This window comes from Streptomyces sp. WAC06614 (assembly GCF_003949795.1).
Taxonomy (GTDB): Bacteria; Actinomycetota; Actinomycetes; order Streptomycetales; family Streptomycetaceae; genus Streptomyces.
On sequence record NZ_RPRY01000026.1, the window covers coordinates 20,427 to 42,756 of the forward strand.

Annotated in this window: 22 protein-coding genes and 6 tRNA genes; 18 read left to right on the top strand and 10 right to left on the bottom strand. The window is 74.8% G+C overall.

Annotation, left to right across the window (positions count from 1 at the left end; all coding sequences use genetic code 11):
* Positions 1–149: 149 nt before the first annotated feature.
* From EF918_RS05875 to EF918_RS05900, 6 genes are all read left to right on the top strand, one after another.
* Complete coding sequence (locus tag EF918_RS05875; protein ID WP_125641862.1) at positions 150–1,013, top strand: MetQ/NlpA family ABC transporter substrate-binding protein; 864 nt, start codon at positions 150–152, stop codon at positions 1,011–1,013.
* Positions 1,014–1,209: 196 nt separating this feature from the next.
* Entirely contained in the window at positions 1,210–1,860 is a 651-nt protein-coding gene (locus tag EF918_RS05880) for a GNAT family N-acetyltransferase (RefSeq protein WP_125641865.1), read from the top strand.
* Between the two features lie 91 nt (positions 1,861–1,951).
* Complete coding sequence (cbiE, locus tag EF918_RS05885) at positions 1,952–3,052, top strand: precorrin-6y C5,15-methyltransferase (decarboxylating) subunit CbiE (RefSeq protein WP_125641868.1); 1,101 nt, start codon at positions 1,952–1,954, stop codon at positions 3,050–3,052.
* A gap of 217 nt (positions 3,053–3,269) precedes the next feature.
* The gene (gene cobT, locus EF918_RS05890; RefSeq protein ID WP_125641871.1) at positions 3,270–6,719 is read left to right on the top strand and encodes a nicotinate-nucleotide--dimethylbenzimidazole phosphoribosyltransferase; all 3,450 of its coding nucleotides are present in this window, start codon (positions 3,270–3,272) and stop codon (positions 6,717–6,719) included.
* 242 nt (positions 6,720–6,961) lie between these two features.
* Positions 6,962–8,188 carry a uroporphyrinogen-III C-methyltransferase gene (gene cobA, locus EF918_RS05895; RefSeq protein ID WP_125641874.1) on the top strand — a complete coding sequence of 409 codons (1,227 nt, stop codon included), beginning with the start codon at positions 6,962–6,964 and terminating at the stop codon, positions 8,186–8,188.
* Between the two features lie 44 nt (positions 8,189–8,232).
* A complete protein-coding gene (locus EF918_RS05900) occupies positions 8,233–9,045 on the top strand; it encodes an RNA methyltransferase (RefSeq protein WP_125641877.1) in 813 nt (270 codons plus the stop codon).
* 58 nt (positions 9,046–9,103) lie between these two features.
* Here EF918_RS05900 and EF918_RS05905 read toward each other — a convergent pair whose 3' ends face one another.
* Complete coding sequence (locus EF918_RS05905) at positions 9,104–10,306, bottom strand: serine/threonine-protein kinase (RefSeq protein WP_125641880.1); 1,203 nt, start codon at positions 10,304–10,306, stop codon at positions 9,104–9,106.
* A 554-nt stretch (positions 10,307–10,860) separates the two neighbouring features.
* Here EF918_RS05905 and EF918_RS05910 point away from each other — a divergent pair.
* From EF918_RS05910 to EF918_RS05920, 3 genes are all read left to right on the top strand, one after another.
* A complete protein-coding gene (locus EF918_RS05910; RefSeq protein ID WP_125641883.1) occupies positions 10,861–11,046 on the top strand; it encodes a hypothetical protein in 186 nt (61 codons plus the stop codon).
* Positions 11,047–11,289: 243 nt separating this feature from the next.
* Positions 11,290–12,231 (top strand): phosphotransferase family protein, encoded by a 942-nt coding sequence (locus EF918_RS05915; RefSeq protein WP_260609854.1) that lies wholly within the window; start codon positions 11,290–11,292, stop codon positions 12,229–12,231.
* 63 nt (positions 12,232–12,294) lie between these two features.
* Positions 12,295–12,588, top strand: a complete 294-nt coding sequence (locus tag EF918_RS05920) for a zf-TFIIB domain-containing protein (RefSeq protein ID WP_125641886.1) — start codon at positions 12,295–12,297, stop codon at positions 12,586–12,588.
* Between the two features lie 86 nt (positions 12,589–12,674).
* On the opposite strand, the gene EF918_RS05925 is transcribed toward EF918_RS05920, so the two are convergent.
* From EF918_RS05925 to EF918_RS05945, 5 genes are all read right to left on the bottom strand, one after another.
* Positions 12,675–12,746 (bottom strand) — tRNA-Val (locus tag EF918_RS05925).
* Between the two features lie 44 nt (positions 12,747–12,790).
* Positions 12,791–12,862, bottom strand: a tRNA-Val gene (locus tag EF918_RS05930).
* 44 nt (positions 12,863–12,906) lie between these two features.
* Positions 12,907–12,978, bottom strand: a tRNA-Val gene (locus EF918_RS05935).
* A gap of 1 nt (position 12,979) precedes the next feature.
* Positions 12,980–13,053, bottom strand: a tRNA-Cys gene (locus tag EF918_RS05940).
* A gap of 41 nt (positions 13,054–13,094) precedes the next feature.
* Positions 13,095–13,167, bottom strand: a tRNA-Gly gene (locus EF918_RS05945).
* 181 nt (positions 13,168–13,348) lie between these two features.
* On the opposite strand from EF918_RS05945, the gene EF918_RS05950 reads away from it, so the two are divergent.
* The 5 genes from EF918_RS05950 (at position 13,349) to EF918_RS05970 (ending at position 18,389) form a co-directional block, all read left to right on the top strand.
* Positions 13,349–14,407, top strand: a complete 1,059-nt coding sequence (locus EF918_RS05950; protein WP_125641890.1) for a chorismate-binding protein — start codon at positions 13,349–13,351, stop codon at positions 14,405–14,407.
* Positions 14,404–15,225, top strand: coding sequence for an aminotransferase class IV (locus tag EF918_RS05955; RefSeq protein WP_125641893.1), 822 nt, complete (start codon positions 14,404–14,406; stop codon positions 15,223–15,225). Before EF918_RS05950 ends, EF918_RS05955 begins: the two co-directional genes overlap by 4 nt.
* Before the next feature lie 84 nt (positions 15,226–15,309).
* Positions 15,310–16,155 carry a GNAT family N-acetyltransferase gene (locus tag EF918_RS05960; RefSeq protein WP_125641896.1) on the top strand — a complete coding sequence of 282 codons (846 nt, stop codon included), beginning with the start codon at positions 15,310–15,312 and terminating at the stop codon, positions 16,153–16,155.
* A 210-nt stretch (positions 16,156–16,365) separates the two neighbouring features.
* Positions 16,366–17,685 (top strand): sensor histidine kinase, encoded by a 1,320-nt coding sequence (locus tag EF918_RS05965; RefSeq protein ID WP_260609851.1) that lies wholly within the window; start codon positions 16,366–16,368, stop codon positions 17,683–17,685.
* 44 nt (positions 17,686–17,729) lie between these two features.
* Complete coding sequence (locus EF918_RS05970) at positions 17,730–18,389, top strand: response regulator transcription factor (protein WP_125641923.1); 660 nt, start codon at positions 17,730–17,732, stop codon at positions 18,387–18,389.
* A 51-nt stretch (positions 18,390–18,440) separates the two neighbouring features.
* On the opposite strand, the gene EF918_RS05975 is transcribed toward EF918_RS05970, so the two are convergent.
* Entirely contained in the window at positions 18,441–18,962 is a 522-nt protein-coding gene (locus EF918_RS05975) for a DsbA family protein (RefSeq protein WP_125641899.1), read from the bottom strand.
* A gap of 175 nt (positions 18,963–19,137) precedes the next feature.
* Here EF918_RS05975 and EF918_RS05980 point away from each other — a divergent pair, with 175 nt between their 5' ends.
* On the top strand, positions 19,138–19,584 hold the full coding sequence (locus EF918_RS05980; RefSeq protein WP_125641902.1) for a hypothetical protein: 447 nt from the start codon (positions 19,138–19,140) through the stop codon (positions 19,582–19,584).
* Between the two features lie 69 nt (positions 19,585–19,653).
* Positions 19,654–19,830 (top strand): hypothetical protein, encoded by a 177-nt coding sequence (locus EF918_RS36775; protein WP_185921604.1) that lies wholly within the window; start codon positions 19,654–19,656, stop codon positions 19,828–19,830.
* Here EF918_RS36775 and EF918_RS05985 read toward each other — a convergent pair.
* Both EF918_RS05985 and EF918_RS05990 read right to left on the bottom strand, forming a co-directional pair.
* A complete protein-coding gene (locus EF918_RS05985; RefSeq protein ID WP_125641905.1) occupies positions 19,771–20,373 on the bottom strand; it encodes a CGNR zinc finger domain-containing protein in 603 nt (200 codons plus the stop codon). The two genes, EF918_RS36775 and EF918_RS05985, sit on opposite strands and share 60 nt — an antisense overlap.
* 265 nt (positions 20,374–20,638) lie before the next feature.
* Positions 20,639–21,052: an SsgA family sporulation/cell division regulator gene (locus EF918_RS05990; RefSeq protein ID WP_030011909.1), complete on the bottom strand. Its 414-nt coding sequence runs from the start codon at positions 21,050–21,052 to the stop codon at positions 20,639–20,641.
* A 177-nt stretch (positions 21,053–21,229) separates the two neighbouring features.
* Between EF918_RS05990 and EF918_RS05995 the strand changes: the two genes are divergently transcribed.
* Positions 21,230–21,664, top strand: coding sequence for a TIGR02611 family protein (locus EF918_RS05995; protein WP_125641908.1), 435 nt, complete (start codon positions 21,230–21,232; stop codon positions 21,662–21,664).
* A gap of 69 nt (positions 21,665–21,733) precedes the next feature.
* Positions 21,734–21,805 (top strand) — tRNA-Val (locus EF918_RS06000).
* A gap of 87 nt (positions 21,806–21,892) precedes the next feature.
* On the opposite strand, the gene EF918_RS06005 is transcribed toward EF918_RS06000, so the two are convergent.
* A partial coding sequence (locus EF918_RS06005) for an SCO7613 C-terminal domain-containing membrane protein (RefSeq protein ID WP_369009091.1) occupies positions 21,893–22,330 on the bottom strand: 438 nt, incomplete at its 5' end.

The window sequence follows — 22,330 nt, forward strand, 5'->3', positions numbered from 1 at the left end:
CCCGCACCGGTCCGGCAGGGCGACCGACCCGGCCGGTACCGCCGGCACCCCAGACTTTCCCACCCCAGAAAGAAGGGCCCGCACTTGTCGTGCTCGGGCCTGCAATCCCGCGGGACATCACCCCCGCACCACCATGAAAGGCACTCTTCGTGCGCAAGAACATCAAGCTCACCGGCCTCGCCGCCCTCACCACCGCCATCGCCCTGGGCGTCTCCGCCTGCGGCAGCGCCTCCGACCCGGCCTCGAACCAGGCCGACGGCGGCAAGGTCGACGAGAGCAAGCCGCTCGTCGTCGCGGCCTCCCCGACCCCGCACGCCGACATCCTCAACTTCGTCAAGGACAAGCTGGCGGCCAAGGAAGGCCTGAAGCTGGACGTCAAGGAGTTCACCGACTACGTCCTGCCCAACACCGCCACCGAGCAGGGCAGCGTCGGCGCCAACTACTTCCAGCACAAGCCCTACCTGGACGACTTCAACAAGAAGAACGGCACCCACATCGTTCCGGTGGGCAACGTCCACCTGGAGCCGCTCGGCCTCTACTCCAAGAAGGTCAAGACCCTCCAGGACATCAAGCCCGGCCAGACCATCGCCGTGCCCAACGACACCACCAACGAGGGCCGCGCCCTCCAGCTCCTCGCCGCCAACCACCTCATCACCCTCAAGGAAGGCGTCGGCACCGGCGCCAAGCTCTCCGACATCGCCGACAAGAAGGGCCTGGAGTTCAAGGAGCTGGAGGCCGCCACGGTCCCGCGCGCCCTGAACGACGTCGACGCAGCGGTCATCAACGGCAACTACGCCCTGGAGGCCAAGCTCACCCCCGCCAAGGACGCGCTCGTCCTGGAGAAGTCCGAGGGCAACCCCTACGCCAACTTCCTCGCGGTCAAGGACGGCAACCAGAACGACCCGCGGGTCCAGAAGCTCGCCAAGCTGCTGAACTCCGACGAGGTCAAGAAGTTCATCGAGGAGAAGTACCAGGGCTCGGTCGTCCCGGCCTTCGGCACCCCCGCCTCCTGACCCCGGTCCCCGCACCGTGACACCCGGGCCCCGCACCGCTTCGAACGAGCGTGCGGGGCCCAGTCATGCACATCACCGGGCCGATGCTGCATGCTGTGGCCCTACGGGTTTTTCGACGCCCCGTCACACGAGCGCCCGCACGAACGGTCCCGCACCAACGGTCCCGTACCTCGGTCTTCAGGCATGGAGCTGCGCAATGACTACCACCTTCCCGGACGTCTCCATCAGCACGGACCGGCTGGTGCTGCGCCCCTTCGAGGAAGGGGACGTCGCCGCGCTCACCGAGATGATGAACGACGAGCTCGTCGTCGCCTGGACCGGAGTCCCGCACCCCTACACCCCGGCCGACGCCCACGACTGGGCCACCCGCCGCTCCCACACCGTACGCACCGAGGGCCGCGGCATCGTCCTCGCCGTCACCGAGTTCCTCACCCAGCGCCTCGTCGGCGTCGTCCACCTCCGGAACACCAACTGGCGCACCCGCAGCGCCGAGCTCGGCTACGTCACCGCCCCCTGGGCCCGCGGCGAGGGCTACGCCAGCGAGTCCGCGCTCGCCGTCGCCCAGTGGCTCTTCACCGACCAGCGCTTCGAACGCCTCGAACTGCGCACCGCCGCCGACAACACCGCCGGCCAGCAGGTCGCCCAGAAGATCGGGTGCATCAGCGAAGGCGTCCTGCGCAACGCGTGGATAGTGCGCACCCAAGGCCACGACGGCACCTGGAGCGAGATCCGCACCGACCTGATCGTCTGGAGCCTGCTCCCCGAGGACCTCGACGAGCTGGACGACCTCGCCGGCGGCCGGATGGCCGAAGCCACCGGATACGCCGTTTCCGCCGACTGGCACTGACCCGGTGACCAGGTAGTCTCGACCTGCGCGCCCGCCGGTACGAGACCTCCCCGGCGCTCGACCCCACCCCCGGATCAGGAGACTGACGACGATGGCCGACCGGGTCACCGTGATCGGCTGGGACGGCTCGCCCCTCACCGCGGCCGCCCGGTCCGCACTCGCGGCCGCCACGCTCGTCGCCGGCGCCGGCCACCACCTCGCCCTCCCCGAGATCCCGCCCACCGCCGAACGCATCCGCCTGGGCAGCCTCGGCCTCGCCGCCCGCCGGATCGCCGCCCACCGCGGCACCGCCGTCGTCCTCGCCGACGGCGACCCCGGCTTCTTCGGCGTCGTACGGACCCTGCGCGCGCCCGAGCACGGCCTGGAGGTCGAGGTGGTGCCGGCCGTCTCCTCCGTCGCCGCCGCCTTCGCCCGGGCCGGCATGCCCTGGGACGACGCCCAGGTCGTCGTCGCCCAGCGGCGCACCCTGCGCCGGGCCGTCAACGTCTGCCGCGCCCACCCCAAGGTCGCCGTCCTCACCTCGCCCGGCGCCGGGCCCGCCGAACTCGCCCTGCTCCTCGACGGGGTCCACCGGACCTTCGTCATCTGCGAGGAGCTCGGTACCGAGCGGGAACAGGTCACCGTCCTCACCTCCGACAAGGCCGCCGACCACAGCTGGCGCGACCCCAACGTCGTCATCGTCATCGGCGGCGCCGGCGCCGCCGTGACCAGCACCGCCCAGCTCGCCCGGCTGGGACCCCGTCCCGGCGATCTCGTCTGGGACATCGGCGCCGGCTCCGGCGCCTTCGCGGTCGACGCCGCCGCCTTCGGCGCCGCGGTCATCGCCGTCGACGCCGACCCGGAGGCCTGTGCCCGCGTCACGGCCGCCGCCCGGCAGCGGGGCGTACAGCTCCAGGTGGTCAACGGCCGTGCCCCGCACGCCCTGGAGTCCCTCGCCGAGCCCGACGTCGTCCGGGTCGGCGGGGGCGGCGCCGCGGTCGTCGCCGCGTGCGCCGACCGGCGCCCCGAACGGATCGTCACCCACGCCGCCACCCGCGACGAGGCCGAGGCGATCGACCGCGCCCTCACCGAACGCGGGTACGCCGTCGCGTGCGAGCTGCTGCAGTCCGTCGGCCTCGACACGCGCACCTGGGCCGAGCAGGGACGTTCGGTCGTCTTCCTGATCGCCGCCGAACGCCCCCCGATCCGCTGACCGTGCAACCGGGGTAGGCTGGCCGATCGTCGTACGGACGCCGGACCGCCACCGGGCGTGCGACGTGGCGCAGTCCACAGCGGAGCGTGACGGTAATGGCCGCCGCGGACGCGAACGGACGCGACAATGCTTAGTGGTTGCCACCGGGCAGCCGCACTCGTTGGCCTGAGCGGGCGCCGGCGATCGACGAAGCACAACCGATGGGCGAGGGGTACGCATGACTGACACCGGCCAGGTTCCGGGCGAGGGCCACCCGGACAACACGGGCATGGTGGATCAGCAGGGCATCCCCGCACCGGTCCCGGTGCAGCCCGCCCCCGCCCCCGCACCCATGCCCGGCGCGCCGGCCGGTTACGCCTTCCAGGACCTGATGGACGGTCCGGCCGAGGACGAGGAACTGCTGCTGATGCCGAGCGGTCACACCGGCTCGTGGAGCGACCCGCAGCCGGTCCCGCCGGTCCCCGAGTTCCCGGCCCCTGACGGCTCCGGCTACGCCGACGCCCCCGCCACGGGCTACCCGCAGCCGGCCTTCGCCCAGGGCGGCTACCCGGAGGGCGGTTACCCGGAGGCCGGGTACGCCGACGGCGCGCACGAGGCCGGCGGCCGTGACTCCGGCGCGCTCGACCTCGGCGGTCTGCTGCCGCCGCCCGCGGCGCAGCCGACCGGGCCGGTCCGCCGCCCCCTGCACATGGGCCCGCCGATGCCGGACGCCTCCGGCGGAGTCGTCCGTTCCCTCGCCGACCGGGGCCCGGCCCCCGCCGCTCCGGCCGGCCCGGTCCCGCCGGCCACCGGCCTGCCGCTGGGCGCCCCCGTGCCGTCGGGCGCCCCGCAGCAGGTCCCGGCCGCCGGCGCCATGCCGCCGGCCGGCCCGCCGACGCTCGGCCCCGAGTACCTCGACCTGCCCCGCCCCGAGCCGGTCCCGGCCGTGCCCGGCCTCCCGCTGACCGACATCCCGCCGCAGGCCGGCACCCCGTGGGCGAACCTGGACCCCACGGCCCAGGCCTCCCCGGCGCCCGCCACCGCCACCGCCCCCGCGGCCGAGCCCGCGGCCACGGGCGAGGCGGGGCCGCAGACCGCGGCCGAAGGCGTGGCCGGGGCAGGGGCCGTGGCGGCCGAGGCCGGGGCCGTGCCGGCCGATGGTGCGGCGGGGCCCGGGGCGGTGGCCGGGGCTGAAGCTGCGGCCGTGCCCGCGGCCGACGGCCTGGCCGGTGCCGTGCCCGTGGCCGGTGCCGTGCCCGTGGCCGGTGCCGAAGGCGTGGCCGTCCCGGCCGATGGTGGGGCCGTGGCTGCGGCTGAGGGCGCCGCCGGCGCCGTGCCGGGGGCCGAGTCCGGTGCCGAGGGCGTGGCTGTGGCCGTGCCCGGGGCCGAGGCCGTCGCCCCTGCCGAGGCCGTCGCGCCCGCCGAGGCCGTCGCCCCGGCCGGGGCCGAGCCGGTGGCCGAAGCCGCTGTCGTGACCGGAGCCGAGCCGGCGGGTGCTCCCGCAGCCGGGGCCGCACCCGAGGCCGCGCAGCCCGGGCCCGAGGCCGCTGCCGCAGCGGCGCCCGCGGCGGAGCCCGCCACGGCCCCGCTGACGACTCCCGCGCCCGCCGCGCCCGAGGCGATGCTGGGCCGGCTGCTGCCGGACGCGGCCGTCGCCGCCCCGCAGGTGTCCGCGGAGCCGCAGCAGGAGCAGGCCCCGGCCCCGGCGGAGCCGGTCGTCGCGGAGCCCGCGGTGGCCGACGCGACGGCGGCCGCGGAAGCGGTGGTGCAGGCTGCGGAAGCCTCGTCGCCGGAGCCCGCGCCCGAGGCCGCCGAGGGGCCCGAGCCCCTCGCGCCGGAGGCGGCCGTCGCCGCCGCGGACGCGGCAGCGGCGCAGGCCGCCGCCGAGCCCGCCTCCGCCCCGGAGGACACGGCCGCCGACGCGGAGGCCGTGGCCGTCGCGGGGCGTTCGCCGGGCGAGCCCGCCCCGGGCTACGCCGAGGCCGAGCGCGAGGCGATCCTGCGCGTGATGCGCGAACGCCGCGACATCCGCAACGGCTTCCGCACCGACCCGATCCCGCACGAGGTGCTGCTGCGCGTCCTGGAGGCCGCGCACACCGCGCCCAGCGTGGGCCACTCCCAGCCCTGGGACTTCGTCGTCATCCGCTCCGCCGAGACCCGCCGGACGATGCACGAACTCGCCCAGCGCCAGCGCGAGGCCTACGCCAAGTCGCTGCCCAAGGGCCGGGCCAAGCAGTTCAAGGAACTCAAGATCGAGGCGATCCTCGACACGCCGGTGAACATCGTGGTCACCGCCGACCCCACCCGCGGCGGCCGGCACACGCTCGGCCGGCACACCCAGCCGCAGATGGCCCCGTACTCCTCGGCCCTCGCGGTCGAGAACCTCTGGCTGGCCGCCCGCGCCGAGGGCCTCGGCGTCGGCTGGGTGAGCTTCTTCGACGAGCGCGAGATGGTCCGCGCCCTCGGCCTGCCCGAGCACCTGGAGGTCGTGGCCTACCTGTGCGTGGGCTACGTCGACGAGTTCCCGGACGAGCCCGAGCTGATGCAGGCCGGCTGGTCCAAGCGTCGCCCGCTGTCGTGGGTCGTCCACGAGGAGACGTACGGGCGCCGCGCCCTGCCCGGCGAGGAGCCGCACGACCTCCTGGGCGAGACCGTCGCGAGCATCCGCCCGCTGGACGCCAAGGCGCTCGGCGAGGCGTGGGAGCGGCAGAAGCGGATGACCAAGCCGGCCGGCGCGCTCGGCATGCTGGAGATCATCTCCGCCCAGCTCGCGGGCCTGTCGCGGGTCTGCCCGCCGCCGATCCCGGAGCCGGCCGCCGTCGCGATCTTCGCGGGGGACCACGGGGTGCACGCCCAGGGCGTCACGCCGTGGCCGCAGGAGGTCACCTCGCAGATGGTCGCCAACTTCCTGGGCGGCGGGGCGGTCTGCAACGCCTTCGCCAACCAGGTCGGCGCCGAGGTCTGCGTGATCGACGTCGGCGTGGCCGGCGACCTGCCCGCCACCCCGGGCCTGCTGCCGCGCAAGGTCCGCCCGGGCACGGCCGACATGACCGCCGGTCCGGCCATGACCCGCGAGGAGGCCGTGGCAGCGATCGAGGTCGGCATCGAGACCGCGCGCGACCTGGTCGCGGCGGGCAACAAGGCGCTGCTGACCGGTGAGATGGGCATCGCCAACACGACCGTGTCCGCGGCGCTGATCTCGGTCTTCACCGAGGTGGACCCGGCGGAGGTCACCGGGCGCGGGACCGGCATCAACGACGAGACCCACGCCCGCAAGGTGGACGTGGTCCGCCGGGCCCTGGAACTGCACCGGCCGGACCCGACCGACCCGATCGGCGTCCTGGCGGCCATCGGCGGCCTGGAGCACGCGGCGATGGTCGGCCTGGTGCTGGGCGGTGCGTCGCTGCGGACGCCGGTGATCCTGGACGGGGTCAGCGCCGGGGCCGCGGCCCTGGTCGCCCGGGCCATCGCCCCGGAGTCCCTCTCGGCGTGCATCGCCGGCCACCGGAGCGCGGAGCCCGGGCATGTCGCGGCGCTGAACAAGCTCGGGCTGCGGCCGCTGGTCGACCTGGACCTGCGGCTGGGCGAGGGCACCGGTGCGCTGCTGGCCCTTCCGCTGGTCCAGAGTGCGGCCAGGGCCATGCACGAGGTGGCCACCTTCGACTCGGCGGGCGTCACCGAGAAGTAGCCGATCCCGGGGCTCCGCCCCGGACCCCGTTCGCCTGAAACGCCGGCGGGGCTGGAGTTGTCCGGCCCCGCCGGCTTCGAGGCGCGGGGGAACGGGGGCGGAGCCCCCCGAAACTCAGGGCCGGGGCGTGGCCCGGGGACACCGGGGCCGTATGGTGTTGGGCGGTGATAACCGCACGTCAAACCGCCGCTCCAGCGCCGCAGCGGCCCGTCCCCTTCGCCGCGATCAGGAGCCGCACCGCCATGGCCGAACACCCCGCGCACCCCGCGTACCCCGTAGGCCTCCGTCTGGCCGGCCGCCGCGTCGTCGTCCTCGGCGGGGGGCAGGTCGCCCAGCGGCGGCTGCCCGCGCTCGTCGCGGCGGGAGCCGACGTGCTGCTGATCTCGCCCTCGGCCACCCCCTCCGTGGACGCCATGGCCGAGACCGGCGAGATCCGCTGGGAGCGCCGCCGCTACCAGGACGGTGACCTCGCCGAGGCCTGGTACGTGCTCATCGCCACCCAGCACCGCGACGTGAACGACGCGGCCTCCGCCGAGGCCGAGCGGCGCCGCGTGTGGGCCGTCCGGGCCGACGACGCCTCCGCCGCCACCGCCTGGACCCCGGCCACCGGCCGCAGCGAGGGCGTCACCGTGGCGGTGCTCACCGGCAACGACCCGCGGCGTTCCGCGGCCGTCCGCGACGCCATCGTGACGGGGCTGCGCGAGGGCTCCCTCGACGCCCCCGCCCAGCGCCGCCCGCACACCCCCGGCGTGGCCCTGGTCGGCGGCGGTCCCGGTGACCCGGACCTGATCACCGTCCGCGGCCGCCGCCTCCTCGCCCAGGCCGACGTCGTCATCGCCGACCGCCTCGGGCCCCGTGACCTCCTCGACGAACTGCCCCCGCACGTCGAGGTCATCGACGCCGCGAAGATCCCGTACGGCCGGTTCATGGCCCAGGAGGCCATCAACAACGCGCTGATCGAGCACGCCAAGGCCGGCAAGGCCGTGGTCCGGCTCAAGGGCGGTGACCCGTACGTCTTCGGCCGCGGCATGGAGGAGCTCCAGGCGCTCGCCGAGGCGGGCATCCCCTGCACGGTGGTGCCCGGGATCTCCAGCTCCATCTCCGTGCCCGGCGCCGCCGGCATCCCCGTGACCCACCGCGGGGTGGCCCACGAGTTCACCGTCGTCAGCGGGCACGTGGCCCCCGAGGACCCGCGTTCCCTCGTGGACTGGGCGTCCCTGGCCAAGCTCACCGGCACCCTGGTGATCCTCATGGGCGTGGACAAGATCGGTGCCATCGCCGAGGCCCTCGTCCGGCACGGCAAGCCCGCGACGACCCCCGTCGCGGTGGTCCAGGAGGGCACCACCGCGGCCCAGCGCCGGGTGGACGCCACCTTGGCGACGGTCGGCGAGACCGTCCGCGCCCAGGAGGTCCGGCCGCCCGCCGTCATCGTCATCGGTGACGTCGTGCAGGTCCACACCACCGGCTGACCGAGCCGTTGGCACCGCACCCAGGACAAGGCAGTATCACTCAAGTGGCAGATCTCATCACCGTCGAGGACCCCGACGACCCGCGCCTGCGCGACTACACGGGCCTGACCGACGTCGAACTGCGACGTCGGCGCGAGCCCGCCGAAGGCCTGTTCATCGCCGAGGGCGAGAAGGTCATCAGACGGGCCAAGAACGCCGGCTACGAGATGCGGTCCATGCTGCTCTCCGCCAAGTGGGTCGACGTCATGCGCGACGTCATCGACGAGCTCCCGGCGCCCGTCTACGCCGTCAGCCCGGAGCTCGCCGAGCGGGTCACCGGCTACCACGTGCACCGCGGCGCCCTCGCCTCGATGCAGCGCAAGCCGCTGCCCTCCGCCGAGGACCTGCTGGCCGGCGCCCGCCGGGTGGTGGTCATGGAGTCGGTGAACGACCACACCAACATCGGTGCGATCTTCCGCAGCGCCGCCGCCCTCGGCATGGACGCCGTCCTGCTCTCGCCGGACTGCGCGGACCCGCTCTACCGCCGCTCGGTGAAGGTCTCCATGGGCGCGGTCTTCTCCGTGCCCTACGCCCGGCTGGAGTCCTGGCCCAAGGGGCTGGACACGGTCCGGGAGGCCGGGTTCAAGCTGCTCGCGCTGACCCCGCACGAGAAGGCCTCGCCGATCGACGTGGCGGCCCCGCAGGACCTCGAACGGGTCGCCCTGATGCTGGGCGCCGAGGGCGACGGCCTGTCCACGCAGGCCCTGGTCGCCGCCGACGAATGGGTGCGGATCCCCATGGCCCACGGGGTGGACTCGCTCAACGTGGGCGCGGCCGCCGCCGTCGCCTTCTACGCGGTGGCCGGCCCCGGCCGCTGACCCACCGACCTCCGGTCAGGTGCTCGGGCGGGGCCGGACCGCCCGGGCCCGCCGCGGCTCAGAGACGCTGGGCCGCCGCGATGCCCAGCGCCACGACCAGCGTGACGACCACGAACACGATCAGCCGCTGCCGCATCAGCTTCGGGTCCGGCCGCCCGGGCCGCCGTCCCGTGCCCGTCGTCCGCGGCCCCGGGCGGCCCGTGGAACGCCCCGCCGTGCCCGCCGCCGGCCGTGCCCCGGCCCCGCCCGGGTGCCGCGGCGACGACGGCCGGGAGGCCGGGCCGCCGGCCTGCCCGCGCTCCGGTCCGCCCTGCGGACGCGGCGCCGGGGTCCCGGCGGGGGCGCGCTGCGTGCGCTGGTCGGCGTAGGTCGGGGCGAGCCGGCCGGACGGGCGTTCGGCCCGGGCCCGCGGCGCCGGGGGACGGCCGTCGGACAGGCCCTGCGCCTCGCGCGCCGCGATCTCCTTGAGCCGCATCGAGAGCTGGAGCGTGCTCGGCCGCTCGTCCGGGTCCTTGGCCAGGCACGCCTGCACCAGCGGGGCCAGGGAGTCCGGTACGCCGACGAGCTGGGGCTCCTCGTGCACCACCCGGTACAGCATGACCTCGGAACTGCCGTGCCCGAAAGGGGAGTCGGCCGTCGCCGCGTAGGCCAGGGTGGCGCCGAGGGCGAAGACGTCGGTGGCCGGCGTGACGACGGCGCCGCGCACCTGCTCGGGCGCGAGGAAGCCGGGGGAGCCGACCGCGGTCCCGACATGGGTCAGCGTGCTCGCACCCGTCGCCCAGGCGATGCCGAAGTCGATGATCCGCGGCCCCTTGGGGGAGAGCAGGATGTTCGAGGGCTTGAGGTCGCGGTGGACCACGCCGGCCTCGTGGACGGCGACCAGGCCCTCCGAGAGCGCCGCACCGATCGCCGCGATCTGCGCCGCGGTCAGCGGTCCCTCCTCGGCCACCTTGTCGTGCAGCGAGGGCCCGGGCACGTACTGCGTGGCGAACCACGGCCGCTCGGCATCCAGGTCCGCGGCCACCAGGCGGGCCGTGCAGCCGCCGCGGATCCGCCGCGCGGCGGACACCTCCCGGGCGAACCGTGAGCGGAACTCCTGGTCCTCGGCCAGATCGGGCCGGATCACCTTGAGCGCGACGCGCTGGCCGCGGCGGTCGGAGCCGAGGTAGACCACACCCATCCCGCCGGCACCGAGCCGCCGGTGCAGCCTGAACGAGCCGACGACTCGCGGGTCCTCGCGTCGGAGCCGCATCATCGCCATGTCCACCCCGCTGACCGGTCGTCCTGTTGACGTGGCACAGCTTACGGACGATCCGCCATGCGCGCTCAGAGGCCGCGCCCTGGTCGGGAGATTCGATTGTCAGTGCGCCGCAACACACTTGAGGGAGCCTCAGGCGTACCCGCCGTCGTCGCGCCCCGGTCCGGACGCGCGGCCAACGTGCTTGTCCGGCAAGGATCTTGACCGCCGCGAACCGCCGGTCGGATCCGGCCACCGCGGGCGGCCGCCGTGACCGCCGCGACGCCGCCCGGCCCGACGACCGTACGACGAGGCGCATGTGCAGGGAGTGACGGAAGTGAGCGATGTCACTCACCCCCGGTGACCCCCTCCGGGAAGACCCCTACGGAGGGGGACAGGCCTCCACCCAGGGGAGTACACCGCCGGTGCACCGTCATCCTCCTGGAGGCCCGCCAATGGGTACGAGGGCATGAGGCCAACGGGGATCGGGCGCGCCTAGTGTGGAGGACAAGCGGCGGGTGGCGCACTCGTCCCCCGAGGTCACACACCCGCCGCTCCCACACGACAGGGAGAGGATCATGGCGCACGTCGCACGGTCTGGACGCAAGGCGTTCGCGTTCAACGCCCATGAGTCCGGTACGCGCCACCCGCTGGTGGCCGTCGCCATGGTGCTCCCCCTGGCCACCCTCCTGGTCGTCCTGTTCGGCGGCTGGGACGCGGTGGTGACACAGGCGTCGTCCGTGGGCGCGTTGCTGGGGCGCTGAGCGGCGCCCCGGGCCGGGGTGAGCGGCCCCGGCCGGGACATCGCAGCCACGACCCCGTGGGGACGGGGGTAGGGCGGACGGCAGTGAAAAGGGTGCTGCCCGTACGACTGGGGAGTCGTACGGGCAGCACCCGTTTTCCGTGCCCGCCGTTTTCCGTGCCGCGTACGATCCCCCGGGGGCGACCGCCCCGTACGACTGGGGGTGTCCGTGACCGTTTCCCTCCCCGCCGCCCTGGCCGCGCAGGTGCCGGGACCGGCCGGTGTGCCCGGTGGGCCCGGGGCGCAGCCCGGCTACGAGGTGCTGGCCGACCGCGCGGACGGGACCGTGGTGCGCTGCCACGACCTGGTGGCCAAGGCGCACGCCGACGACACCGACCGCGCCGACCTTGCCGTACGGATGCGGATCGCGGCCGACCCGGCCCTCGCGCCGGTGCTGCTCGCGCCCCTGCGCCCCGCGCCGGCCGAGGTCCGCGGCCGCCCGTTCTCGCTGTGGCCCTACGGCACCCCGGTCGACCCCGAGCGGCCCGAGGACGCCCCGTGGGAGCAGGCCGCCGCGCTGCTGGCCCGGCTGCACCGCACGCCGGTGGCGGGCCTGCCCGGCCCGGTCCCCCCGATGCGCGGCCCGGCGAAGGTGGACCGGGCGCTGCACCGGATGGCCGAGGCGGTCGGCCCGGCCGGGCCCTACGGGCACCCGTACCCGGAGGCGGAGACGGTCCGGGCGGCCGCCGCCCGGCTGCCCGGCTGGGCCCGCGGGCAGGAGCCCGCCCCCGCCGCGGCCACGCTCTGCCACGGGGACCTGCACCTGGGCCAGCTCGTACGGCACCCGGCCCCGGACGGGCCCTGGCGGCTGATCGACGTGGACGACCTGGGCCTGGGCGACCCGGCCTGGGACCTGGGCCGGCCGGCCGCCTGGTACGCCGCCGGGCTGCTGGACCCCGGGGCCTGGCAGCGCTTCCTGGAGGCCTACCGGGCCGCGGGCGGTCCCGCGGCCGGCCCGGCCGGGACCGACCCGTGGCCGCGGCTGGACCTCGCGGCCCGGGCGCTGACCGTGCAGAGCGCCGCCCTCGCGGTCGCCAAGGCGGCCGAGGCCGGGCGCCGGCCGGACGAGGTGGACCGCGCCCTGACCGACGCCTGTGCCCGCATATCCGCGCTCCCGGCCGACCGCGGACCGGCCGGCACGCCGTAGGGTGTGCCCCACGCCGGGGCACGGGTCCCTGGCGACGTACGACGGCGAGGAGTTGAGCCGATCATGCAGTGTCCGAAGTGTCACGCGGTGATGCACACCTACAACCGCAACGGCGTCCAGATCGAGCAGTGCAGCAACTGCCGGGGCATCTTCCTCGACTACGGCGAGCTGGAGGCCCTGACCCGGCTGGAGTCGCAGTACGGCCAGTACGGTCAGGTGCCGCCGCCGGCCGCGCCGCCCGCCTACCCGGCCGCGCACGCCGCCGCCCCCGCGTGGGGAGCCCCGCACCACGGCGGCCACCACGGACACGGCCACCACGGCCACCGCGGCTTCGGCCGGCTGCTGTTCTCGTCCTGATCCGCGCCCGGGACCCTGAGCCGGTCCCGGGACCGGGCACCACGCGAAAGCCCCGGCCGTCGAGACGGCCGGGGCTTTCCGGTGCGTGGACGATACTGGGATTGAACCAGTGACCTCTTCCGTGTCAGGGAAGCGCTCTCCCGCTGAGCTAATCGTCCTCGGGACCACGACCCGGAGGCCGTGGGTACTGCGTGTTACTGCGTGGACGATACTGGGATTGAACCAGTGACCTCTTCCGTGTCAGGGAAGCGCTCTCCCGCTGAGCTAATCGTCCTCGGGACCACGACCCGGAGATCGTGGGTACTGCGTGTTACTGCGTGGACGATACTGGGATTGAACCAGTGACCTCTTCCGTGTCAGGGAAGCGCTCTCCCGCTGAGCTAATCGTCCTTGGAGGTGGAGACGGGATTTGAACCCGTGTAGACGGCTTTGCAGGCCGTTGCCTCGCCTCTCGGCCACTCCACCCCGTCAGTAGCAGGGGGTCTCGGGAAAGATCCCCCACTTCGAGCGGACGACGAGATTCGAACTCGCGACCCTCACCTTGGCAAGGTGATGCTCTACCAACTGAGCCACGTCCGCCTGTCGGCCCGATCCGCTCCGGGGTTTTTCCCCGCCGCGTCCCGGCGACGTGTTGAACTCTAGCGGATTCCCGGGCCAGCTCAAAAACGCGTTTCCGCAGCGTGCTGCCACCCGATCACCGGACGTCATCCGCAGGTCACCTCACCGGCGCCGTCCGGCCACCGGTCATAGACTCACAGCCGTGCACGACCTGCCTCCCCTGGCCCGCTTCGGCGGCCTCCTCGCGACCGATCTGCGCGACGTGACCAGCGATCCCGCCGCCCTGGACTCCACCGGCTTCTGGGCGGTGGCGGCGGACTTCGAGGGCCGACTGGTCTGCGCGCGCTTCGGGGACATACGCACCGACCCGGTCCCCGAGCCCGTGCCGGGCGCCTGGCGCGGTCCGGCCGCCGGCGCGTGGACCTCCTCCCTGGACCGTGACGCCTACGTGGCCGGCGTCCGGCGGATCCGCGAGCACATCGCGGCCGGCGAGGTCTACCAGGCCAACCTCTGCCGGGTGATGTCCGCGCCGCTGCCCGACCCGGCCGGGGCCGACGTGGACGCCCTGACGGCCCTGCTGGCCCGCGGCAACCCCGCCCCCTACGCAGGAACGATTCGGCTGCCGGCCCACGGCGTCGAGATCGCCACCGCCTCCCCGGAGCTCTACCTGCGCCGCCGCGGCCGCCACGTCGAGTCCGGCCCCATCAAGGGCACCGGCCGGACCGCCGCGGACCTGCTGGAGAAGGACCGCGCCGAGAACGTCATGATCGTCGACCTGGTCCGCAACGACCTCGGCCGCGTCTGCGCCACCGGCTCCGTCACCGTCCCCGAGCTGTGCGCCGTCGAGGAGCACCCGGGCCTGGTCCACCTCGTCTCCACCGTGAGCGGGGACCTCGCCGCGGGCGCCGGCTGGCCCGAGCTGCTCGCCGCCACCTTCCCGCCCGGCTCCGTCACCGGCGCCCCGAAGTCCTCCGCCCTGCGGATCATCGAGGCCCTGGAGACCGCCCCCCGCGGCCCGTACTGCGGCGGCATCGGCTGGGTCGACGCCGACCGGGGCACCGCCGAGCTCGCCGTCGGCATCCGCACGTTCTGGATCGACCGGGAGGCCCCCGGCGGCCCCCGCCTGCTCTTCGGCACCGGCGCCGGCATCACCTGGGGCTCCGACCCCGAACGGGAATGGGCCGAGACCGAGCTGAAGGCCGCCCGGCTGCTCGCGGTAGCGTCGGGCGCGTACCAGGACAGCGGAAGGACCGTACGGTGACGATCTGGCTCGACGGCAGGCTGCAGGACGCCGACAGCGCGAAGGTGTCCGTCTTCGACCACGGGCTGACCGTGGGCGACGGAGTCTTCGAGACCCTCAAGGCCGAGCACGGCCGCGCCTTCGGCATGACCCGGCACCTGCACCGGCTCACCCGCTCCGCCCGGGGCCTGGGCCTGCCCGACCCCGACCACGACGAGGTCCGCAGGGCCTGCGCCGCCGTCCTGGCCGCGCAGCCCGTACCGCTCGGCCGGCTGCGCATCACCTACACCGGCGGCGTCTCCCCGCTCGGCTCCGACCGCGGTGAGGCCGGCCCCACCCTCGTGGTGGCCCTCGCCGAGGCCGTCCGGCGCCCCGACACCACCGCCGCGATCACCGTCGACTGGGTCCGCAACGAGCGCAGCGCCGTCGCCGGCCTGAAGACCACCTCCTACGCCGAGAACGTCGTGGCCCTGGCCGCCGCGGCCCGCGCCGGGGCCTCCGAGGCGCTCTTCGCCAACACCGTCGGGCGGCTCTGCGAGGGCACCGGCTCCAACGTCTTCGTCGTCCTCGACGGCGAGCTGCACACCCCGCCGCCGGCCTCCGGCTGCCTCGCCGGCATCACCCGCGAGCTGCTCCTCGAATGGACCGGGGCCAAGGAGACCGACCTGCCCTTCGAGGCCCTGGACCAGGCCGAGGAGATCTTCCTCACCTCCTCGCTGCGCGACGTCCAGGCCGTCGTACGGCTCGACGACCGGGTGCTCGGCCACGCGCCGGGGCCCGTCACGGCCGCGACCGCCCGGCTCTTCGACGAGCGGTCCGGCGAGGACCTCGACCCCTGAACCCCGCCCGTGGGGCCGCCGCGGTCCGGGGCGGGGCCGCCGCGGGGCTGACGCGGGCGGCGCCGGGCGGGTAGAACACCAGGGATGACCACCACCCTGCGGCCGTCCGCGCCGCTGCAGCAGACCGCGACGGGGGCGCGCTCGCGCCCGTACGAGATCCGGGTCAACAGCAGAAGGGTCGGCGCGCTGGTGATCGCCGCCGACAGCCCCCTGGGACCGGGCGTCGGCGAACTGCGCGAGCTGTACGTCGACGAGCCCGACCGCCGCCGCGGCCGGGCCACCGTCGCCGCCCTGGCCGGCGAGGAGGTGCTGCGCGGCTGGGGCTGCCGCCACGTGCGCATCGCCGTCCCCGTCGGCTCGGCCGGCGGGCTGCGGCTGGCCACCGCCCTCGGCTACACGGAGTCCGGCCGCAGCATGCGCAAGGACCTCCCGGCCGCCCCGCCCGCGCTGCCGCAGGGCGTCACGGCCCGCCCGATGACCCCGGCCGAGTACGAGGAGTGGCTGCCCCGGGCCGTGGCCGGGTACGCCCTGCGCTGCGCGGAGCGCGGCGGGCTCGACCCCGAGCGGGCCCGCAGCAGCTCGGCCCGGCAGCACGCCGAACTGCTGCCGCAGGGCCCGGACACCGACGGGATGGCCCTGAGCGTCCTGGAGGCCGCCGGGACGCCTGTCGGCCACGTCTGGGTGGCCACCGCGCACGACCTGCCCGGCGGGGGCGGCGGAGCCTACGTGTACGACGTCGAGGTCGCCGAGGCGCACCGCGGCCACGGTCACGGCCGCAGCCTGCTGCTCCAGGCCGAACGCGTGGCGCTGGCCGCCGGGGCCGGGCCGCTCGCGCTGCACGTCGACAGCGGCAACATCCCGGCCCTGCGCCTGTACGAGTCGCTCGGCTACCGCACGACGACCGTGCACTTCGGCAAACAGCTCTGGTAGGCCCCGGCCCCCCGACCCCCGTGCGGGGGGCCGGGACCTGGCTGTGGGGGGAGATGCGGCCCGGTGGAAAGCTATCCGCGGACGCCCGCGGCCCGCGCCCCACCACGGGGTGAACCCGTCTCCCCCCAGGGAGGGTGCCGTCTACCACCAGGGTGGTACCTCTGCCCGGCCCCCGGGACGGGCCGACCGGGTGCGGCATACCCTCGGACGGTGTCAGCGCCGTCCCCACCGCCCGACCCGCGCCGCGACCGGCCCGACCGCACCGACCGGCCCGACCGCACCGACCGGCCCGACCCGATGATCCGGATCGACCGGATCCGGTCCGTGGCCCGCCGTGCCCTGCCGCACGTCGCCGAAGTCGGCTACGCCGTCGGGTCGTTCGGCATCTCGTTCACCATGCTGCGCAACTGGCCCGACCCGTACGGCTACTGGCGCGACACCGACGTCTGGGCCTACGCCCTGCTGGCCGCGGTCTACCTCCCGCTGGCGCTGCGCCGCCGGGCGCCGGTCGTGGTCTTCGGCTGGACCGCCGCGTGCGTCCTCACCTACTTCACCTTGGGCTACTACCACGTGGTCGTGGTCTGCGGGACGGGCCTGGCCCTCTACACCGTGGCCGCGCTGTGTCCTCGGCGCACCTCCGTGCGCTGCGCCGGGATCGCGCTCGGGGTGCTGCTGTGGGGGACGCGGCTGGCCGAACCCGGGATCGGGGCGCTCAGCGTCGCCTTCGTGACCGTGACGACCGTGGTGTGCTGGGTGGCCGGGGACGGCTCCCGGCGGCTGGCGGAGCGCGGCGAGCGGCTCGCGGTCCTCACCCGGCAGCTCCGCGAGGAGCAGGAGGAACGTTCCCGCCAGGCCGTCGCCGAGGAGCGGCTGCGGATGGCCCGCGAGCTCCACGACGTCATCGCCCACCACGTCTCGGTGATATCCGTACAGACCGGACTCGCCCGCTACGTGTTCGCCTCCGACCCCGACACCGCACGCGGAGCCCTGGAGACCATCGCCGGCAGCAGCCAGGAGGCCATGGCCGAGATGCGCCGGATGCTGGTGGTGCTGCGCCACGGCGGGAGCGAGGGCCCGGACGCCCTCACCGCGGCCGGCGGCACCCCCGCCCCCGACCCGGGGCTGGGCCCCGCCCCCGGGCTCGGGCGGCTCGCCGAACTGGCCCGCCGCGTCCGCGCCGCCGGCGTCGAGGTCCCGCTGACCGTCACGGGGACCCCGTACGCGCTCCAGGCGGGGGCGGACCTGTGCGCGTACCGGGTGGTCCAGGAGGCCCTCACCAACGTGCTGAAGCACGCGCCCACGGCCACCCGGGCCGCCGTCCTGGTGGCGTACGGCCCGGGTGAGGTCCGTGTGACCGTCACCGACGACGGGCAGCAGCCATTTTCGGTCAGCCCGTCCCCGCAGCCCGGCCACGGCTTGATCGGCATGCGCGAGCGGGTCACCATCTACGGCGGGACGGTGACGGCCGGCCCCGGCCCGCACGGAGGGTTCGAGGTGAGGCTGACGCTGCCGGTGACCGGCGGCCGGTGAGACCGGGCGGGCAGCCCGAGGCAGGAGGCCGGGCGGTGCCCTCGGTGCTCGTGGTGGACGACCAGTACCTGATCCGCAGCGGACTGGCCGCGCTGCTGCGCGCCGCGCCCGGCATCGACCTGCTCGGCGAGGCCGGCGACGGCGAGGAGGCCGTGCGCCTGGCCGCGGAACTTCGGCCGGACGTGATCCTGATGGACATCCGGATGCCCGGGGTCGACGGGATCACCGCCACCGAACGGATCCTCGCCGAGGCCGCGACCCGCTCGGGCCCGCTGCCGAAGGTGTTCGTGCTCACCACCTTCGACCTGGACGAGTACGTCTACGGGGCGCTGCGCGCCGGGGCGTCCGGCTTCCTGCTCAAGGACACCCCGCCCGACCGGCTGCTCGCCGCGATCGAGACCGTGCACGCCGGGGAGATGCTGTTCAGCCCCGCCGTCGTGGCCCACCTCGTCCAGGCCTACACCCCACGGGTGACGGCGCCGCCGTCGGCGCACCCCGGCCTGGCGGCGCTGACCCCGCGCGAGGTGGAGGTGCTCGGCCTGGTCGGCGCCGGCCTGTCGAACTCCGACATCGCCGAACGCCTGGTGCTCAGCGCGGCCACGATCAAGACCCACGTCCACCGCTGCATGAGCAAACTGGGCCTCAACAGCCGGGCCCAGGCAGTGGTCTTCGCCTACGAAACCGGCCTGACGACCCGCCCCTGACCCGTCCCCGACCCGGCGCCGACCCGGCGCCGACCCGACTCCCCGGCCGGCCTACGCCTCGGCCAGCAGGCGGTCGGCGATCTCCTCGATGCGGGCGCGCAGGCCCTCCTGGCTCTTGCCGCCGTCCAGGCGTTCGCCGCCGATGACGTAGGTCGGGGTGCCGGTCACGCCGATCGCCTTGCCCTCGGCCTGGTCGGCGTCCACGATCAGGATGTGCCGGCCGTCGATCAGCGCGGTGTCGAACTCCTCGGCGTCCAGGCCGAGTTCCCGGGCCACGTCCAGCAGGACGGCCTCGCCCCGGTCGCCCAGCTCCGCCGTGCGCGCGAGCACGGCCTCGATGTAGGGCCAGCCCTGGCCCTGCTCCACGGCCTCCTCCGCCGCCTGCGCCGCCGCGAACGCGTACTTGTGCTTCTCCAGCGGGAAGTGCCGCAGCCGGATCTCCAGCCGGTCGCCGTACCGCGCCCGCAGGGCACGGACGTCGTCCAGGGCGGCGTGGCAGTCCGGGCACTGGAGTTCGCACCAGACGTCGAGGACCACGGGGGAGGGGGAGCCGGCGGGCTGGGAATCGCTCATGGGGACAGTCTCCCAGCCGCCCGGACGATCGGCCGCACCGGCACCTGGCCGCAAGGAGGAGGCCGACCCGGAGATGTCCCGGAGATCCGTACCGGAGCCCGGGCGGCCGTGGCCGCCGCGGGGGCGGCCGGTGCAGGATGGAGGGGACGGATCGCCCAGGGGCTGGAGGAGCGCCATGCTTGCCGAGACCATCTGTTCCGCGGTGTCCGCGGCGGGCCTGGGTATCGCCGCCGTGACGGCGTACCGCCGGCGCTTCCTGGCCGCCACCCGGATCGCCGCGTACGCGCTGGTCCCGCTGGCGCTGGTGCTGACCGGCCTGGTGGACTGGGCCGCCTCGATCGTCTTCGACCCGGTGGTCTGGGCCGGCTTCGGCCTGCTCGGCCTGGCCTGGGCGCTCTTCCTCACCACGAGGATCGTGGAACGGCGCTCCCTGCGCTCCGGCGCGCGGCCCGCGGGCCGCAAGGCCGCCCGCGGCTCCTCCGCCGCCCCCGCCGTCGCTCCCGGCGCCTCCGCCCCCTCGCTCGGCGGCGGCGGTGCGCAGCAGGGTCCCCGGCAGGCCCCCGCCGCGCCCGCCGACGACTTCTCCGACATCGAGGCGATCCTCAAGAAGCACGGGATCTGACGAACTCCCGCACCATACATGGCGTGTTGACAGGTCAAACCGGGGTGGCTGCGCCATCATCGCCCCGACATGCTCGACACATCCCAGGGTGAGCCCCCGGTCCCCGTCCCGGCCGCACACACCCCCGCCGCCGAGGAGCCCCGAGGCTGCCTCTTCGCGCTCTCCCAGCCGCCGCTGATGATCTTCTTAGCCGTGATCGGCGTGCTGCTGCTCTGTGCCGCCGTGCACGACCTCTTCCTGCTCTGACCGGCGCCGGGCCCGGTACGCCGCCACGTGCAGCCGGTTCCCGCAGGTCCGGCTGTCGCAGTAGCGGCGCGAACGGTTGCGCGAGAGGTCCACGAAGGCCCGCCGGCAGTCCGGCGCCTCGCACCGGCGCAGCCGCTCCTGCTCGCCCGAGACCACGATGAAGGCCAGCGCCATGCCGCCGTCGGCGGCCAGGTGGTCACCGACCGAGGCGCCCGGCGCGAAGTAGTGCACGTGCCAGTCGTAGCCGTCGTGGTCGGTCAGCTGCGGGGTGGTGCCCGCCGTGGCCACCAGCTCGTTGATCAGCCCCGACGCGGTCCTGGCGTTCTGCGCCGCGAAGACCTGCGCGAACTTGCCGCGCACGGTCCGTACGCCGGCCAGGTCGCGGGCGCCGAGCTCGCCGACGTCGCTGATCGCGTGCTCCTGCACGAAGGCGCGCAGCGCGCGGACGTCGGCCAGCAGGTCGGGCTGGTCGCCCTCGGGCGCGGTGTTCACCAGCGCGACGACGACGTCGAGCGCGCGACGGGTGTCGTGGGGGATCTGCACGGTGAACTCCCTCGGTGGCCGGGACGGCACGCGGCGGCGGGCCGGTGCCGCCGTTGACGGCCGACAATAGTCGCCCCGCGCCGCAGGTGGGAGCCGCCCCCACCACGCGGCGGCGCTGCCCGTGCGGGTGGCTCCCGTACGGACAGCGCCGGTCGTGCCGTATGTGGTTGTCGCCGCGCACCGTCGCCCCGAGTCGGACGGTGCCGGGCGGTTCCCCCGGCCAGGCGCCCCGGCTACCGCCGGGTGCGCTCCCTGCCGGGCCGGATCAGCTCTCGGCCAGGATGTGGGAGAGCTCCTTGTCGAGGTCGAAGTGGCGATGCTCGGTGCCGGGCGGCACCGCGGCGTCGGTCCGCTTCAGGAACGACTCCAGGGCTCGGGCGGGGGCTTCGAGCAGGGCTTCTCCTTCCGGAGAGCTCAGGGCGATGCAGACGACTCCCTGGCCGTGGCTGCGGGACGGCCAGACGCGGACGTCGCCGGTGCCGGTGGGCCGGTGCAGGCCCTCGGCCAGGAGATCGCGGGCGAACACCCACTCGACCGTCTCCTCGGCGCCGGTGTGGAAGGTGGCGTGCACGGCGTAGGGATCGGCCGTGTCATACCGCAGGCCCGCGGGAACAGGCAGTGAGGACTCGCTCGACACAACGAGGCGCAGGTGCAGCTCGCAGCTGACCGTGGTGTTCATAAGCGCCAGGGCCTTTCGCTCAGTGTGCGCTCGGGGATTCGCACGTCGGCGAAATCGACATGCCACCTACGGTGCCGTTGTAAACCCCTCTGACCGTTTTGCGGTCCTCTGGGTCCCTCGGACGGCGGATCCGAGAGGTCGTTCCCGTGTGCATCGGGCTCGGGTAGATTCGGCCTCATGAATACGGGGAGTGACCACAAGGGCCCGGGGCCGGACACGGCCGCGGAAGACGCCGCGCACCACCACGTGTCGCGCGCGCCCGCCTTCATCAAGCGCAACAGGAGCCTGCACCTGAGCTGGCAGGTCGGCGTCTTCGTCGTCGGCCTGGCCGTGATCGGCGCCGGTGTGGCCATGCTCGTCCTGCCCGGCCCCGGCTGGGTCGCGATCTTCGCGGGCCTGGCGATCTGGGCCACCGAGTTCGCCTGGGCGCACGTCGTGCTGCGCTGGACCAAGCGCAAGGTCACCGAGGCCGCGCAGAAGGCGCTGGACCCGAAGGTCCGCCGCCGCAACATCATCCTGACCACCACCGGCCTGGTCATCGCCGGTGCGCTGGTCGGCTTCTACCTGTGGAAGTACGGGCTCGTGCTGCCCTGGAAGATCAAGGACCAGTGACCGGCCGGTGCCCGGGACCACGGATGGTCGGAAGCACCGCTGACATGCGGTAATGTTTGCGGTGCGCCCGGGCGATTAGCTCAGTGGGAGAGCGCTTCGTTCACACCGAAGAGGTCACTGGTTCGAACCCAGTATCGCCCACCCCGGACCGAGGGCCCGGAGACCGATCAAGGTCTCCGGGCCCTCGGCGTTCCCGGCCACGGCAATCCGCCGCCGGAATTCGCCCGGTCAGCGCAACCGGCCCAGGGCCTGTCGCAGCCGCCGCGCATCGCGCAGCCGCCGCTCGTACGTGGCACCCACCGCCAGCAGCAGCACCCCCGCCAGGGCCGGCGGCAGCCATCGCGGCAGCGCGTCCACGACCTGGACGACGTACGGTGCCAGCTCGTGCAGGGCCACCAGGCCGAGCGCGGCCCCGCCCAGCAGCAGCGGCGCCTGGAGCCGCCCCCGGGCCCCCACCAGGGTCACCGCCAGCGCCCCGAGCCCCAGCAGCAGCGGACGCAGCCAGTGCGGGTCCGTCCACACCGCCACCAGGCTCGGCACCAGCGTCGCGGCCAGCCCGCCGCCGTAGGCCGCCCAGGACGAGGCCAGCGGGTCCCGCCGCCGGCGCCGGAAGCCCACCACCAGGGCCGGGACGGTCACCGGCAGCGCGTACGCCTCCGGCACCAC

What these genes read in the sequence shown, in the direction of transcription:
- EF918_RS05880 (WP_125641865.1), top strand. Translation starts at nt 1,210, where the DNA reads ATGACTACCACCTTCCCGGACGTCTCCATCAGCACGGACCGGCTGGTG.
- EF918_RS05990 (WP_030011909.1), bottom strand. Translation starts at nt 21,052, where the DNA reads ATGAACACCACGGTCAGCTGCGAGCTGCACCTGCGCCTCGTTGTGTCG.
- EF918_RS05960 (WP_125641896.1), top strand. Translation starts at nt 15,310, where the DNA reads ATGACCACCACCCTGCGGCCGTCCGCGCCGCTGCAGCAGACCGCGACG.
- EF918_RS05905 (WP_125641880.1), bottom strand. Translation starts at nt 10,306, where the DNA reads ATGGCGATGATGCGGCTCCGACGCGAGGACCCGCGAGTCGTCGGCTCG.
- EF918_RS05920 (WP_125641886.1), top strand. Translation starts at nt 12,295, where the DNA reads ATGCAGTGTCCGAAGTGTCACGCGGTGATGCACACCTACAACCGCAAC.
- EF918_RS05910 (WP_125641883.1), top strand. Translation starts at nt 10,861, where the DNA reads ATGGCGCACGTCGCACGGTCTGGACGCAAGGCGTTCGCGTTCAACGCC.
- EF918_RS36775 (WP_185921604.1), top strand. Translation starts at nt 19,654, where the DNA reads ATGCTCGACACATCCCAGGGTGAGCCCCCGGTCCCCGTCCCGGCCGCA.
- EF918_RS05975 (WP_125641899.1), bottom strand. Translation starts at nt 18,962, where the DNA reads ATGAGCGATTCCCAGCCCGCCGGCTCCCCCTCCCCCGTGGTCCTCGAC.
- EF918_RS05995 (WP_125641908.1), top strand. Translation starts at nt 21,230, where the DNA reads ATGAATACGGGGAGTGACCACAAGGGCCCGGGGCCGGACACGGCCGCG.
- cobT (WP_125641871.1), top strand. Translation starts at nt 3,270, where the DNA reads ATGACTGACACCGGCCAGGTTCCGGGCGAGGGCCACCCGGACAACACG.
- EF918_RS05980 (WP_125641902.1), top strand. Translation starts at nt 19,138, where the DNA reads ATGCTTGCCGAGACCATCTGTTCCGCGGTGTCCGCGGCGGGCCTGGGT.
- cbiE (WP_125641868.1), top strand. Translation starts at nt 1,952, where the DNA reads ATGGCCGACCGGGTCACCGTGATCGGCTGGGACGGCTCGCCCCTCACC.
- cobA (WP_125641874.1), top strand. Translation starts at nt 6,962, where the DNA reads ATGGCCGAACACCCCGCGCACCCCGCGTACCCCGTAGGCCTCCGTCTG.